Below are 14988 nucleotides of genomic sequence, written 5' to 3'. Positions count from 1 at the left end.
GCGGGTCATTTGGCGAGGTCGGTGACGGCGAAGCTGAGGGCGCGGCGGTCGGCGGTGAGTACGGCGACGAGGTCCTTGTTGATGGTGACGTGTTCGGGTGGTTCGGCGCCGACGTCCGCGCCGCCGGTGGTACGGCCGGTGGTGATCTCCTGGACGGCGATCTGCCACTGTTTCGTGGCGCCGTTGTACTCCTGGAGGACGAGGTTGGTGCCGTCGGTGGCGGTGGTGTTGGTGAACTGGGGAAGCTGGCGCAGTTGTCTGCCGTCGGTGTGGTTGAGGATCCGGGCTTCGGCTATCCGGTCGAAGGTGCTGTCGCCGCTGACGATGACGGTGGCGCCGGCGTACCAGTTTTCGTCGTCGGCTGATTCGGTGGGGGTGGACCAGGCTTGTTTGCCGGTCCGGGTGTCGAGGGCGATGACCCGGTTGTTGCGGGCTTCGTCGATGGCGGCGCAGATGAGGTGCGGGCCGCAGGGTTTGACGTTCTCGATGTCGACGCCGGCGGGGAGTTCCTGTTTCCACTTCTGTTTGAGGTCGGCGGCGTTGTAGGCGGCGAGTACGTCGCGGGCCGGTGATGCCTTGGTGCTGAGTTTGCCGATGACGAGGTTGTCGTAGGCGACCCAGCGTTCCTCGTCGAGGGGTAGGTTTCCGCTGCTCTTGACCTTGCCGGTGGTGACGTCGAGGGTGTAGCCCTTGCCGGTGCTGGTGTTGAGTTCGACGACGGTCGGGCTGGTGGTGGTGGTGTCGCGTAGTGCGCCCGCGGTGGCGGGGAGGGTGCCGGCGGTGGGGTCGGGCGCGGTGGGCCATTGGCGCATGGCTTCGATCCGGTGGCGTTCGAGGATGAGTAGGCCGGTGTTGCCGGCGCGGTTCCAGCGTTGTTTGCCGGTACGCAGGTCGATGCTGAGTACGGCGTTGCCGTCGATGGAGCCGCGGGCTTCGACGATGGCGTTGGTGCCGTAGTAGGCGACGTCGTAGCGGTTGGTCCAGGTGTCGCGCCAGAGGAGTTTGCCGGTGGTGGCGTCGAGGACGGCGCGTACGGGTTTGCCGTCGTCGGTGGCGGAGTCTGCGCCGTCGATGATGATGAGGTCGTCGGCGGGGTGGGGTGCGTCGATGGTGGTGAGGGTGAGGTCGGCGGGTTCGATCGGCACCTTGACGGTCCAGTGTGCTGCTCCCCCGTTGCCGGGTAGGGCGGTGATTTCGGTGTTGCCGGCGGTGGTGACGGCGGAGATGACGTTCTGGTCGGCGATGGTGACGGCGGCGGCGCCGCTGGTGGCGGCGGGTCGGGTCTGGCCGGGTTTGAGGGTGCCGTCGGTGGGTTGGTTGTTGTCCGTCAGGCCGGGGATGCGGTTGGCCTGGTTCAGTGCGCCGTTGACGCGGTCGGCGAGCCAGTTGCCGCTGGTGATGGTGGTGCCGATGCAGGCGGCGACGGCGGTGAGTGCGGTGGCGGTGATGACGGTGCGGCGGGTGCGGCGGCGTGCGGGGGTCGGTGTCGGTGGTGGTGTGGGGGCGGGGTGTGCGACCGGGCGGGGCGGCGCGGGTGGTGGCGGCGGGGTGTGGGTTGGTGCGGGGTGTGGGGTGGTGGGGTGGCGCAGGGCGCCGTAGGCGACGGGTAGTTCGGGTTGTTCGGGTACGGCGGGGGCGATGCCGAGGCGGGCGTGGAGGCGGCTGGCGACCAGGGGCATGCGGCTGGATCCGCCGACGAGCAGGAGTGCAGCGAGGGTGGTGGGTTCGGTGCCGGCGCGTTGCAGGACGCGGCGGGTTTCGTCGACGGCTCGGGCGATGAGTGGGGCGGCGATGCGGTCGAGTTCTTCGCGGGTGAGGTGCAGGGGTTCGGTGCGGCCGGGGACGGTGACGGGTGCGGTGGCGGTGCGGGAGAGCATTTCTTTGGCGGCGCGTACTTCGGTCCAGAGGGTTTGGCGGTCGCGGCGGTCGACGGGTGTGGTGGGTTGGTGGAGTCGTTGCCACAGGTCGGGGTCGCGTAGGGCGATGAGTTGGCCGAGGTGGGCGACGAGGGCGTCGTCGATGTCGACGCCGCCGAGGTCGTCGAGTCCGCCGGTGGCGAGTACGCGTGAGCCGGTGGGTTCGCGGCGGATGACGGTGACGTCGAGGGTGCCGCCGCCGAAGTCGAAGATGGCGAGGGTGGCGCCGGGTGGGAGTTGGGGGCCGAGGAGGTCGAGGCAGTAGTGGGCGGCGGCGACGGGTTCGTCGATGAGGGTGACTTCGCCGAGGCCGGCTTGGCGGGCGGCGGTGCGTAGGAGGTTGCGGCGGGGTTGGGCCCAGTCGGCGGGGCAGGTGAGGACGGTGGCGGTGGTGGGATTGATGCCGGTGAGGTGGGCTTCGTCGGCTACTCGTCGGAGGCCGGCGGCGAGGAGTTGTTCGATGGGGATGTCGTTGTCGCCGAGCAGGATGGTGCCGTCGTCGATGCGGCGTTTGGGGTGTGGTTCGAAGCGGTCGGGTTGGTTGCTGGCGAGGCGGTGTGCGTCGCGGCCGGTGTGGGTGGTGCCGGTGGGGTCGAGGTAGACGCCGCTGGGCAGTAGTGGGGTGCCGTCGAACAGGAGTGGGCGGGGTGGTTGGCCGGGGCGGTGGATGACCGCGACGGTGTGGGTGGTGCCGAGGTCGACGGCGAGCCGGGCCGTTGTGTTCACCGTGTGTCCGCCTTCCGGCGGTCGCGGGGGTTGCCGCCGGGGGGCGATGTTACTGCCCGGGTACGACGTGTCGTCGGGGGTGGGTGGTTCGGTCCCGGCTGCCGGTTTTTGCCGGTGGTGGTGGGTGGGTCAGCCGAGGTCGACGACGAGGGGGCGGTGGTCGGAGATGGTGGCGGCGGGGGTGGTGACGGCGGTGACGTCGGGTAGGCGTTGGCGGCCTCGGGGGTCGGCGAGGATGTGGTCGAGTTGGACTCGGGGTTCGGTGGAGGGGTAGGTGGGTTCGCGGCCGAGGGTGTGCCAGCGGGAGGTGAGGGTGGCGAGTCGGGCGGGGAGGTTGAGGTCGCCGAGGAGGAGTCGTGGGGCGGGGAGGGTGCGGAGGGCGCGGATGACCTGGCGGAGTTGGCGGAGGTTCCAGCCGGGGACGAAGGAGAGGTGGGTGGCGGCTGCGGTGATGGGGCCGTAGGGGGTGTCGAGTACGGCGGCGAGCAGTACGCGGGGTTCGTCGTGTAGGAGGGTGAGTCCGCCGCTGGGGCCGGGGATGTAGATGGGTGCGCGGATGGGTGCGGGGGTGAGTCGGGTGACTTGCCAGGAGTGGGCTGGGTAGCGGCTGATGAGGCCGACTCCGTAGAGGGGTTCGCCGTGGCCGTCGTCGTCGTGGTTGAGGGGGCGGAATCCTTCGCCGGGGGTGCCGACGACGGCTGCGGCGAAGCGGTGGGTGGGTGCGTCGAGGGCTTGGGCGGCGATGGCGGTGAGGTCGAGGTTGCCGCTGCGGCTTTGGTCGCGGTCGACTTCCTGGAGGGCGAGGATGTCGGCGTCGAGGGCGGTGACGGTGTCGTGCAGTCGGGTCTGGTCCACCATGCCGTCGTGGAGGGATCGGCCGTGGAGCAGGTTGAAGGTGACCAGTCGCACCTCTGCACCTTACGGGGTGGTGTGGGAGAGTTTCTGGGTGATCATCAAGGTGTTGCTCTGTTCGGTGTTGGTCTTCGTGGCGTTGGGTGTGGCGGGGATCGGGTTGCGTCGGCGGCGGGGGCGGTGACGGGGCCTGGGTGAGGCTGCCCACAGGGTTGGTCGGGTTGGGTGGTGGCGGCGGAATAATGCCGCGTCGTGGATCATGGCGCGTTGGTGGGTTTGTTGGTGGCTGCGGCGGCGGCGGGGTGGGTTGATGCCGTGGTCGGTGGTGGTGGGTTGCTGTTGTTGCCGGCGTTGTTGATCGCGGCGCCGGGGTTGGCGTTGCCGGTGGCGTTGGGGACGAACAAGTTCGCGGCGATCGCGGGTACGGCGACGGCGGCGGTGACGTATGCGCGGCGTACGAAGGTTGATTGGCGGTTGGCGGGGCCGGCGGCGGTGTTGGCGGTGGTGACCGCGGGGGTGGGTGCGGCGTTGGCGGGGGTGGTGCCGGCGGCGGCGTACCGGCCGGTGGTGTTGGCGGTGTTGGTGGGGGTGGCGCTGTTCGTGACGTTGCGTCCGCGGTTGGGGGTGGTCGCGGAGCCGGGGAAACGTACGCGGGGCCGGGTGGTGGTGGCGGTCGCGGTGGCCGGTGGGGTGATCGCGTTGTACGACGGTCTGATCGGTCCGGGTACGGGCACGTTTCTGGTGTTGACGTTCACTGCGGTGGTGGGCGCCGATTTTGTGCATGGGTCGGCGATGGCGAAGTTGGTCAACGCGGGGACGAATCTGGGTGCGTTGGTGGTTTTCGGTTCCGCCGGGCATGTGTGGTGGTCGCTGGGGGCGGCGATGGCGGCCTGCAACGTGGTGGGTGCGTTGGTGGGCGCGCGGATGGCGTTGCGCCGTGGTTCGGGTTTTGTTCGGGTGGTGTTGCTGGTGGTGGTGCTGGCCCTGGTGGCGAAGCTCGGTTTTGACCAGTGGGTCGCCTGAGCGCCGGGGCGGGGTGTTGGTCAGGTGTTGCGGCCGGGGGCGGCGAATCGGCCGTCGCGGATTTCGCGCAGCGCCCGGCGGCGGGTGTCGCCGCGCAGGGTGTCGACGTAGAGGCGGCCGTTGAGGTGGTCGGTTTCGTGTTGGAGGGCGCGGGCGAGGAAGCCGCTGCCGGTGATGGTGCTGGGTTCGCCGTACTGGTCGACGCCGTGGGCGGTGGCGTGCATGGCGCGGGGGGTCGGGAAGTACAGCTCGGGGATGGACAGGCAGCCTTCGTCGTCGTCCTGGAGTTCGGTCGACAGTTCGAGGGTGGGGTTGATCAGGTGGCCGCGGTGTCCGTCGGCGTCGTAGACGAAGACGCGGGCGCTGACGCCGATCTGTGGTGCGGCGACGCCGGCTCGGCCGGGGGCGCCGAGGAGGGTGTCCATCAGGTCGGTGACCAGGGCGCGTAGTTCGGTGTCGAAGGTGGTGACCGGTTCGCAGGGGGTGCGGAGTACGGCGTCGCCGATGATCCTGATGGGCCGCATCGTCATGGGGTGAGGTTATCGCCGTGGGTCGGCCGGTCGTGCGGGGGCTGTCGGGGTGTGGCGGCGGGTGGGGTGTGGTGGGTCGGGGGCGGTTGCCTCGGTGGCGCGCCGACGATTCCTACCAACTGGTGGACGTCGATTTAATATTCTATAAGCCAGGTGGGTTTTGCGGGTCATATTACCGCAGGCCACAGCATGTTTTACGACTCTTCATCTCTTCGGTTCTCAACATCTGGTCGGTGCGTTGACCATTTTCGGTGGGAGCTGGAGCATGGTCTGCATGCGACAGCGACACGTACTCCTGCTCGTCGCTCGCGTGCACGTCGACCTGGTCCGGCACGCCAGCGCCCTCTGTCCGCGCTGACCCTCGCGCGGCGCGGCCCCACGACGGCCCAGCCCCGCCCCTCCCCCATCACCCCGGTTCGGGCGTCGGGATCAGCGCCGACCCGCCCACGAACAACGGGACCCCTTCCACCACGCCACGCGCCCGACACCGATGTCGCCAGGCGCGGGTGTGGCCCCGCGGCGCGCCACTGTACGACCGCCGTCCGCGTGATCCACCGCGCCCGCCGCGGCGGGACGACCCCGCGTGCTCCACCCCCGAGGAGGAGAAGATGACGATCACCGAGCTCGACCCGGTCGGCACCGGCCAGTTCCGGGCGTTGCTGCGCCGGCAGGCGGCGACGGTCACCGTGGTGACCGCGCCGGCGGACCCGGACGCCGGCCTGCCCGCCGCCGGTTTCACCGCCACCTCGTTCACGTCCGTGTCCCTGGAACCGCCGCTGGTGTCGTTCTGCCTCGACCGGGGCTCGTCGTCCTGGCCGACGGTGTCCCGGGCCGGGTACGTCGCCGTGCACCTGCTCGCCGAGACGCAGCAGGACGTGGCGCGGACCTTCGCCGTCAGCGGCATCGACCGGTTCGCCGCCCACCCCGGCTGGCAGCCCGGCCCGCACGGTGTGCCGCTGCTGCACGGGGTGCTCACCTGGCTGGTCTGCCGGGTCGTCGACCGGCTCACCGCCGGTGACCACAGCATCGTACTCGCCCAGCCGCTCACCGGCAGCCACGGTGACGACGGGGCACCCCTGCTGTACCACCAGGGCGCGTACGCCGGTCTGCGGGAAACCCGATGACCGGGCTTCCGTTCGACGCGTACGGCACCCCGTTGCGGCGGCGTACGGTGCTGTCCTCGATCGTCGGCGCGGCTGCCCTGGGGCTGACCGGGTGCGTTGCCGACGCACCGGCTCGGGGCGCGCTCGGGCTCGGTGACCCGCTGCCGAGCACCGTGCCGCCCGACACCGCGTTGACGATCGCCATCCACACCTCGCACCTGCAACTGCAGGCCGCCGGGCTCCTCGACGACCTGCCGTTCGTCGTCCGGGACTGGCCGAACATCAGCGCCGGTCCGGACGTCATCCAGGGTTTCCGGGCCAACTCGATCGACCTGGCCTCGAACGCGGGCATCCCACCGATCCAGGCGCGGGCGATCGGGTTCGACGCGAAGATCGTCGCGGTGCAGGCGCGGACGAAACCGAACTACCAGCTCGCCACCGCACCGGGTGCGGCGATCGGCGGGCTGTCCGACCTGCGTGGGAAGAAGATCGGATTCTCCCAGGGGCAGGCGCAGGGTGTGGTGGTGCTGCGTACGCTCAAGCAACTCGGCCTGGGCACCGACGACGTCACCCTGGTCCCGCTCAACAGCCCGCAGTTCCTCACCGCCCTGCAGGCCCGGCAGGTCGACGCGGCACCGCTGGGTGAACCGACCCTGACGAAGTACCTGCGCCAGTACGGCACCGACGGGGCCCGGGCGGTCGAGATCACCGCACTGGACTACCTGACGATCCTGTGGGCGCCGACGTCGGTGCTGACCGACCCGGCCAGGGCCGCCGCCGTCGCCGCCTTCATTCCCCTCTGGGCCAGGGCGAAGACGTGGGCGTACGAGAACCCCGACGCCTGGATCGACCACTTCTACGTCAAGGACCAGGGCGTCACCGCCGAGGACGGCCGGCGGATCGTCGCCGTCGACGACCGTCCCGTCTTCCCCACCAACTGGGACAAGGCCATCGGATGGGAGCAGGAGACGATCGACCTGATGGCGCAGGGCGGTTTCGTGCCGACCGCGTCCGCCGCGGAGTTGTTCGACCGCCGGTTCGAACCGATCGCGGCGCGGTCCGTCGCCGCCGCCTACCGGGAGTGAGGCCATGACCGACACGTACCCGGCGACGGTTGCCCGTACCGTTTCCTCGCCGCACTCCCCCACGACCGTGACCGTCGCGGCGCCGCCGGTGCGCCGCCGGCGTCTGGGTCCGGGCCGACCCATTCCGTACGGGCGGGCGATCGGCCCGGTGCTGCTGCTCGCGGTCTGGGTGCTCGCCTCCGCCACCGCGGTCCTCGACCCGCGGATCCTGTCCGCGCCGTGGACCGTGGTCGCCACCGCCGCCGATCTGATCGAGAGCGGGAAGCTGCAGGACAGTGTCGCGACGTCGTTGCAGCGTGCCGCCCTCGGGTTCCTGTTCGGGGCGGTCGCCGGGGTGACCCTGGCGGTCGCCGCCGGACTCAGCCGGATCGGGGAGGCGGTCATCGACGGGCCGGTCCAGATCAAACGGGCGATCCCGTCGCTCGGCCTGATCCCGCTGCTGATCCTCTGGCTCGGCATCGGCGAAACGTTCAAGATCGTCGTGATCGCGCTCGGGGTCGCGGTCACCATGTACGTCCAGACCCACGCCGCGCTCACCGGCATCGACAGCCGGTTCGTCGAGCTGGCGCAGGTGCAGGGCTACAGCCGGTGGCAGTTCCTGCGGCACGTGGTCGTCCCCGGTGCCCTGCCCGGGTTCTTCATCGGTCTGCGGCTCGGTGTGACCGGGTCGTGGCTGTCCCTGATCGTGCTGGAACAGATCAACGCCACCAGCGGCATCGGCTACCTGATGTACCAGGCCCAGAACTACGCCCAGACGGAGATCATCGTCGTCGGGTTGGCGGTGTACGGGCTGTTCGGGTTCTTCTCCGACGCCGCCCTGCGGCTCACCGAACGGAGGGTGCTGTCGTGGCGCCGTACGCTGACGAGCTGACCACCGACCCGGCCGTACGGGTCACCGGGCTGGTCCGCCGGTTCGGGACCCGGACCGTACTGGACGGCCTCGACCTGGACATCGCCCCCGGACAGTTCGTGGCCCTGCTCGGGCGCAGCGGCTCCGGGAAGAGCACCCTGCTGCGGGCTCTGGCCGGGCTCGACCACGACGTCGCCGGTGACGGTGACCTGCGGATCCCCCGGCAGGTGTCGGTGGTGTTCCAGGACTCCCGGCTGCTGCCGTGGCGTCGGGTGATCGACAACGTCGTACTCGGGTTGCGTGGCCCGGACCGGCACGCCCGGGCCCGCGCCGCGTTGGCCGAGGTCGGGCTCGCCGGCCGGGAACGAGCCTGGCCCAACCAGCTCTCCGGTGGCGAACAGCAGCGGGTGGCGTTGGCCCGGTCCCTGGTCACCGAGCCGGAACTGCTGCTGGCCGACGAACCGTTCGGCGCCCTCGACGCACTCACCCGGATCCGGATGCACGGTCTGCTGCGTGACCTGTGTGCCCGGCACCGGCCGGCGGTGCTGCTGGTCACCCACGACGTCGACGAGGCGGTCCTGCTCGCCGACCGGGTGGTGGTGATCGACGACGGGGTCTTCACCGTCGACGTCGACCTGGACCTGCCGACCCCGCGTACGTCACGCGACCCGCGGTTCCAGGAGTACCGGGAACTGCTGCTCGCCGCCCTCGGCGTCCCCGACGCCGCCATCTGATCCCCCACGGAGGAGCCGTCCCATGACCGGTCGACCCGGGAAGCTGCACCTGAACGCGTTCCTGATGAGCGTCGGGCACCACGAGGCCGCCTGGCGGCTGCCGGAGAGCGACCCGTTCGCGCACACCGACGTCGCCCACTACCAGCACCTGGCCCGGACCGCCGAACGCGGCAAACTCGACTCGTTGTTCCTCGCCGACTCCCCGGTGCTGTGGAACAGCATCGGCCGCCGTCCGGCGGGCGCGTTGGAACCGACGGTGCTGCTCACCGCCCTGGCCGGGGTCACCACCCACATCGGGCTGATCGCGACCGCGTCGACGACGTACAACGAGCCGTACAACCTGGCCCGCCGGTTCGCCTCGGTCGACCACATCAGCGGCGGCCGGGCCGGCTGGAACATCGTCACGACCGCCGGCGCCGACGCCGCCCGCAACTTCAACCTCGACGACCTGCCGGCCCACGCCGACCGGTACGCCCGCGCCGCCGAGTTCATCGACGTGGCCCGCAAACTGTGGGACAGCTGGCAGGACGACGCCCCCCTCGGTGACAAGGCCACCGGGATCTGGGGTGACGATGCCCGGGTGCATCCGCCGGCGCACCGGGGCCGGTACTTCCGGGTCGCCGGGGCGCTGAACCTGCCCCGGTCGCCGCAGGGGCACCCGTTGCTGGTCCAGGCCGGTTCGTCCGACGACGGCAAGGCCCTCGCCGCCCGGTACGCCGAGGCGGTCTTCACCGCGCAGCAGACCCTCGCCGACGCGCAGGCGTTCTACACCGACCTGAAGGCCCGGGCCCGGGCGCTGGAGCGGGACCCGGACACGGTGAAGATCCTGCCCGGGATCGTGCCGGTGATCGGGGCCACCGAAGCCGAGGCGCGGCGCCTCGACGCCGACCTCGACGAGCTGATCCGACCCGAGTACGCGCTGCGTCAGCTCGCCGAACGGCTGCGGGTGGCGCCGGAGGACCTGCACCTGGACGCCGAACTTCCCGCCGACCTGCCCAACGAGGACGAGATCGAGGGCGCGAAGAGCCGGTACACGCTGGTGGTGAACCTCGCCCGCCGGGAACGGTTGACCGTCCGTCAGCTCATCGGGCGCCTCGGTGGGGGGCGCGGACACCGTACGTTCGCCGGCACCCCGGAGCAGGTCGCCGACGCGATCGAGCACTGGTGGGACAACGGTGCCGCGGACGGGTTCAACATCATGCCGGCGGTGCTGCCGTCGGGGCTGGTCGCGTTCGTCGACCACGTGGTGCCGATCCTGCAACACCGTGGTCTGTTCCGGACCGAGTACACCGGGACGACGCTGCGGGACAACTACGGACTGCCCCGCCCCGCGGGCGTACGCGCCGACGACCGGGCGGCCGTACCGGCCTGATCCGCAACAGGAGGAGAAGCACCATGACGCAGTACCGCCTCTTCGGCACCACCGGGGTACGGGTCAGCCCGCTGACCCTCGGTGCGATGAACTTCGGCCGGCGCGGCAACCCCGACCACGACGAGGGCGTACGGATCATCCACCGGGCGTTGGACGAGGGCATCAACGTCGTCGACACCGCCGACGTCTACTCCCAGGGCGAATCGGAGGAGATCGTCGGCAAGGCCCTCGACGGTGGCCGCCGCGACGACGTGTTCCTGGCGACGAAGTTCCACGGCCAGGTCGGTGAGGACGTCAACCACTTCGGCAACTCCCGGCGTTGGATCTTCCAGGAGGTGGAGCGGAGCCTGCGCCGGCTGCGGACCGACTGGATCGACCTGTACCAGGTGCACCGCCCGGAACCCGACACCGACTTCGACGAGACCCTCGGCGCACTCAGCGACCTGGTCCACCAGGGCAAGATCCGCTACATCGGGACGTCGACGTTCCCGGCGCCGGCGATCGTCGAGGGACAGTGGATCGCGCAGCGCCGGGGCCGGGAGCGGGTGGTCAGCGAACAGCCGCCGTACTCGATCCTGGCCCGTGGTGTCGAACGGGAGGTGCTGCCGGTCGCCCAGCGGTACGGCCTGGCGGTGATCCCGTGGAGTCCGCTGGCCGGGGGCTGGTTGTCCGGGCGCTACCACCGGGGGCTGACCGAGCCGATCTCGTTGCGGGCGGGGCGGCAACCCGGCCGGTTCGACCCGGCCCTGCCGGCGAACGCCGCGAAGCTCGTCGCGGTCGAGCAGCTCGCCGACCTCGCCGAACAGGCCGGGCTGTCGTTGATCCACCTGGCGATCGGTTTCGTGCTGCGGCACCCGGCGGTGACCTCGGCCATCATCGGCCCCCGCACCCTGGAACACCTCGACAGCCAGCTCGGCGCGGCGAAGGTGACCCTGACCGACGACGTGTTGGACCGGATCGACGAGATCGTCGCACCGGGTACGACCCTGAATCCGGCCGACGCCGGTTACCAGCCGCCGGAGCTGGCCGACCCGACCCGGCGCCGCCGGCCCGTGTCCTGACCGCCGTGGCGACAACCACCGGGCCGCGCCACCCGGTGGTTGTTGCCCAACACTCGCGGTTACCGCGTTGTCGCATACCGGTAGCGGCGCTTAACCTGCCGACCGGCGAGCACCGTCGTGACCCGCCGGCCGGGAGGAAACGATGAGCCACGACCACGCACACGGCCACGATCACGGCCACAGTCGGGGGCCGACGCGCCTGCACCGGGTCCGGCACCTGCTGACCCCGCACTCGCACGACACCGCAGACAAGGTCGACCGGGCGCTGGCCACCTCCCGCGACGGCATCCGGGCACTGTGGATCTCCCTGGTGGTCCTCGGGGTGACCGCCGCCGGGCAGGCCGCGGTGGTGTTCTGGTCCGGTTCGGTGGCCCTGCTCGGCGACACCCTGCACAACGTCGCCGACGCCCTCACCGCCGTACCGCTCGGGGTGGCGTTCCTGCTCGGCCGGCGGGCGGCGAACCGCCGCTACACCTACGGATACGGCAGGGCCGAGGACCTCGCCGGGGTCGCGATCGTCGCGACGATCGCCGCGTCGGCGGTCTTCGCCGGATACCAGGCCGTCGCCCGGCTGCTCGACCCGCGGCACATCGACCACCTGCCGTACGTCGCCGCCGCCGGACTGATCGGGTTCGCCGGCAACGAACTCGTCGCCCGGTACCGGATCAGGGTCGGGCGGCGGATCGGTTCGGCCGCCCTGGTCGCCGACGGGCTGCACGCCCGTACCGACGGGTTCACCTCGCTCGCGGTGCTGCTCGGCGCCGGTGGTGTGGCGATGGGGTGGTGGTGGGCGGACCCCGCGGTCGGGTTGCTGATCACGGTCGCGATCCTGGTGGTGCTCGTCGACGCCGGACGGGCGGTGTACCGGCGGCTGATGGACGCCGTCGACCCGACCCTGGTCGACACCGCCGAGGAGGCCCTGCGCGCCACTCCCGGTGTCACCGACGTCGGTACGCTGCGGCTGCGGTGGATCGGTCACCACCTGCACGCCGAGTGTGCGATCACGATCGACGGGGACCTCACCGTGGCGCAGGGGCACGTGATCGCGGTGGCGGCCGAGCACCGCCTGATCCACGCCGTACCCCGGCTCAGTGCCGCGCTGGTCCACGCCGACCCCGACCACCGTGGGACCGGTGACCCGCACGCACCACTGGCCCACCACCGGTAGCACCCGTTAGGATTCCCGCCATGACTGCCGGGTCGGCCTTGGGCCACAACCGAGTGGGGCACCCGGCGCAGGCGTGACCGCCGGGCGGCCGAGAGGCCCGCCACCCCCGCGTTCCGCGCGACCGATCACCCCCGTACGGCCACCGACAACGGCCGCTGCCGTACGCATTTCCCGTGACCCGACCCGGTCGGTGACCACACCGACCCCGTTGGCTGTCCGGGCGACTTCCCACCCCCCACTGTCGGGGTTGCACCGTGCCCATTTTCGCCCCGCCCACCGTGGCGGGTTCCTCACCGTGCCCGCGCCACCGTACGCGGGCACCATCGGACGGGAGAGACAACAACGTATGGCACATGATTTCAACCAGCAGGTCATCGACGAGTTCCGGGCCAACGGCGGGCGGGTCGGTGGCTACTTCGAGGGGGCCCGGCTGATCCTGTTGACTACTACCGGCGCCCGGTCCGGGGCCGCTCACACGACCCCGCTGGGCTACCTGCCCGACGGCGGTGAGCGGATCCTGGTCATCGGCTCGGCGGGCGGCGGCCCGAAGCACCCCGCCTGGTTCCACAACCTGGTCGCCGATCCGCGGGTCACGGTCGAGGACGGTGTTTTCGTCTACGACGCGACCGCCACCGTTTTGGTCGGCGACGAACGGGACCGGGTGTTCGCCCGGGCGGTCGAGGCCGACCACGGGTGGGCCGACTACCAGGCCCAGACCGGGCGGGTTCTGCCGGTGGTCGCCCTGCGGCAGGTGCCGGGCCCGCCCCGGTTCGGCACCGCCGACGGGCAACCGTCCTGGGGTACGGCGCTGCGGCTGGTCCACGACGCGTTCCGGCGGGAACTCGCCCTGATCCGTGCCGAGGTCGCCGGGTCGGGGGCCGGGCTCGGCGCCCAGTTGCGGGTGAACTGCCTGACCGTCTGCCAGGGCCTGGGGCTGCACCACGTCGGTGAGGACACCGCCATGTTCCCCGCCCTCGCCGAGCACCACCCGGCGCTCGCCCCGACGATGGCCCGGCTGCGCCGCGAACACGAGACGATCGCCGCCCTCGTCGAGGACCTGCGTCAGGTCGTCTCCGCCGACGGGGTCTCCGCCGACGGGGTCGCCGCCCCGGTGGTGCTCGCCGAGGTCGACCGACTCGTCGACGAACTGGAACGGCACCTGGCGTACGAGGAGGAGCAGTTGATCCCGATCCTCGACGCGCCGGCGGCGGTACCGGCCGAACGCGGCTGACGACCGGCGGGCGGGGTCCGGTCGGTTGTCAGGCCCCGCCCGAAGGTCGGTCCGGTCCGGTGAGCGCGGTGCGGACCGGTCCGGCTTTCGCCGCCGCCTCGGCGACCTCGGCGTCCGGGTCGCTGTCCCAGGTGATCCCGCCGCCGGCCCAGACGTGCAGCCGTTCACCGTCGGCGGCCGCGGTACGGATGGTCAGCCCGAGGTCGATGTGGTCCGGGCCGACCCAGCCGAGCCCGCCCATGCCGGCGCCGCGGCCGACGGGTTCGAGGTCGGCGATGCGGCCCAGCGCGGAGACCTTCGGGGTGCCGGTGACCGAACCGCCGGGGCAGACCGCGCGCAGCAGGTCGGCCAGGCGCAGACCGTAGGCGGCGCGGGCGGAGATCGTCGACTCGGCCTGCCACAGGTCGCACCACCGGCGGATGGCGTAGAGCTCGTCGACCCGGACCGATCCGGTGGCGGCGACCCGGGCCAGGTCGTTGCGTTCCAGGTCGACGATCATGATGTGTTCGGCCCGTTCCTTGGCCGAGGTGAGCAGCTCGACCCGGCCGGGGCCGGTGGCCGGGCGGGTGCCCTTGATCGGGCGGGTGACCAGGCGTCCCCCGGTGACCTCGATCAGGGTCTCCGGGGAGGCGCAGCCGATCGCCCAGGTGTCGCCGGTGAGGACCCCGCCGTAGCGGGCGCCGGGCAGCCGGCCGAGTCGGGCCAGGGCGGGGATCGGGTCGCCGGTGTACCGGGCGCTGGCGTGGCCGACGACGTTGACCTGGTAGATGTCACCGCGGCCGATGGCGTCACGGGCGGCGGCGACGGCGGCCGCGTGGGCGGCCGGGGACCAGCTCGGCAGCCACGGCCCGAGCCACCACGGCGCCGTGGGCGGCGGGGGCTCGGGGGCGCGTCGGGTGGTGCGGGTGTAGACGACCGCGACCACGTCGGGTACGCCCGCCGCCGGGCTGGGCCGCCCGGTCGGGGCGCCGATCATGGCGGCCCCGGCGGCGGCGGAGACGAACAGGGCCGCCCCGGCGGGGTGTCCGGGTTCGGGTCTGGGGCGGGCCCCGGAACCGGTGCCGGTCGACGGGCGCAGCGCGCCGGTGCCGAGCCCGTGACCGGTCAGGAACCCGTCGATCAACTCGGCCGGGTCGCCGGGCTGGCCGACGTACCATTCAAATCGGTCGAGCTCAGTCAATGAATCGAGGTATGCCGATGGCATCGCCGGGGTGACCCCGGCCCCGTATGGGAGCGTTTCCACGACGAGTGGCCCAATCTCCATCATCCGTTGGGTGGATTCTCCCCGGTTGGTGCCGATCCCTGCTCGATGTAGCACCGTTCCGCTTGGTACCGTG

At 71.4% G+C, this 14988-nt stretch carries 14 protein-coding genes; 10 read left to right on the top strand and 4 right to left on the bottom strand.

What is annotated here, in order from left to right; genetic code table 11:
- Window positions 1-5: 5 nt before the first annotated feature.
- Window positions 6-2642 (bottom strand): Hsp70 family protein, encoded by a 2637-nt coding sequence (locus OIE47_RS32450; RefSeq protein ID WP_326558343.1) that lies wholly within the window; start codon window positions 2640-2642, stop codon window positions 6-8.
- A 129-nt stretch (window positions 2643-2771) separates the two neighbouring features.
- Entirely contained in the window at window positions 2772-3551 is a 780-nt protein-coding gene (locus OIE47_RS32445; RefSeq protein WP_326558342.1) for an endonuclease/exonuclease/phosphatase family protein, read from the bottom strand.
- Window positions 3552-3746: 195 nt separating this feature from the next.
- Between OIE47_RS32445 and OIE47_RS32440 the strand changes: the two genes are divergently transcribed.
- Window positions 3747-4517, top strand: a complete 771-nt coding sequence (locus OIE47_RS32440; protein ID WP_326558341.1) for a sulfite exporter TauE/SafE family protein — start codon at window positions 3747-3749, stop codon at window positions 4515-4517.
- Between the two features lie 20 nt (window positions 4518-4537).
- Here OIE47_RS32440 and def read toward each other — a convergent pair whose 3' ends face one another.
- Window positions 4538-5047, bottom strand: coding sequence for a peptide deformylase (def, locus tag OIE47_RS32435; protein WP_326558340.1), 510 nt, complete (start codon window positions 5045-5047; stop codon window positions 4538-4540).
- 238 nt (window positions 5048-5285) lie between these two features.
- Here def and OIE47_RS32430 point away from each other — a divergent pair, with 238 nt between their 5' ends.
- From OIE47_RS32430 to OIE47_RS32390, 9 genes are all read left to right on the top strand, one after another.
- Window positions 5286-5405: a putative leader peptide gene (locus OIE47_RS32430; protein ID WP_326558339.1), complete on the top strand. Its 120-nt coding sequence runs from the start codon at window positions 5286-5288 to the stop codon at window positions 5403-5405.
- 250 nt (window positions 5406-5655) lie between these two features.
- A complete protein-coding gene (locus OIE47_RS32425; RefSeq protein WP_326558338.1) occupies window positions 5656-6171 on the top strand; it encodes a flavin reductase family protein in 516 nt (171 codons plus the stop codon).
- Window positions 6168-7235 (top strand): ABC transporter substrate-binding protein, encoded by a 1068-nt coding sequence (locus OIE47_RS32420; protein ID WP_326558337.1) that lies wholly within the window; start codon window positions 6168-6170, stop codon window positions 7233-7235. Before OIE47_RS32425 ends, OIE47_RS32420 begins: the two co-directional genes overlap by 4 nt.
- 4 nt (window positions 7236-7239) lie before the next feature.
- Window positions 7240-8106, top strand: a complete 867-nt coding sequence (locus tag OIE47_RS32415; RefSeq protein ID WP_326558336.1) for an ABC transporter permease — start codon at window positions 7240-7242, stop codon at window positions 8104-8106.
- Window positions 8082-8819 carry an ABC transporter ATP-binding protein gene (locus OIE47_RS32410; RefSeq protein WP_442792014.1) on the top strand — a complete coding sequence of 246 codons (738 nt, stop codon included), beginning with the start codon at window positions 8082-8084 and terminating at the stop codon, window positions 8817-8819. The genes OIE47_RS32415 and OIE47_RS32410 overlap by 25 nt, the downstream gene beginning before the upstream one ends.
- A 22-nt stretch (window positions 8820-8841) precedes the next feature.
- Window positions 8842-10191: an LLM class flavin-dependent oxidoreductase gene (locus OIE47_RS32405; protein WP_326558335.1), complete on the top strand. Its 1350-nt coding sequence runs from the start codon at window positions 8842-8844 to the stop codon at window positions 10189-10191.
- A gap of 23 nt (window positions 10192-10214) precedes the next feature.
- The gene (locus OIE47_RS32400; RefSeq protein WP_326558334.1) at window positions 10215-11252 is read left to right on the top strand and encodes an aldo/keto reductase; all 1038 of its coding nucleotides are present in this window, start codon (window positions 10215-10217) and stop codon (window positions 11250-11252) included.
- Between the two features lie 142 nt (window positions 11253-11394).
- Entirely contained in the window at window positions 11395-12420 is a 1026-nt protein-coding gene (locus OIE47_RS32395) for a cation diffusion facilitator family transporter (RefSeq protein ID WP_326558333.1), read from the top strand.
- Between the two features lie 346 nt (window positions 12421-12766).
- Window positions 12767-13651: a nitroreductase/quinone reductase family protein gene (locus OIE47_RS32390; protein WP_326558332.1), complete on the top strand. Its 885-nt coding sequence runs from the start codon at window positions 12767-12769 to the stop codon at window positions 13649-13651.
- A gap of 28 nt (window positions 13652-13679) precedes the next feature.
- On the opposite strand, the gene OIE47_RS32385 is transcribed toward OIE47_RS32390, so the two are convergent.
- Window positions 13680-14918 (bottom strand): chorismate-binding protein, encoded by a 1239-nt coding sequence (locus tag OIE47_RS32385; protein WP_442792013.1) that lies wholly within the window; start codon window positions 14916-14918, stop codon window positions 13680-13682.
- Window positions 14919-14988 lie beyond the last annotated feature (70 nt).

Source organism: Micromonospora sp. NBC_01796 (assembly GCF_035917455.1).
Classification (GTDB): domain Bacteria; phylum Actinomycetota; class Actinomycetes; order Mycobacteriales; family Micromonosporaceae; genus Micromonospora_G.
This window is presented reverse-complemented; position numbering and strand designations above follow the sequence as displayed.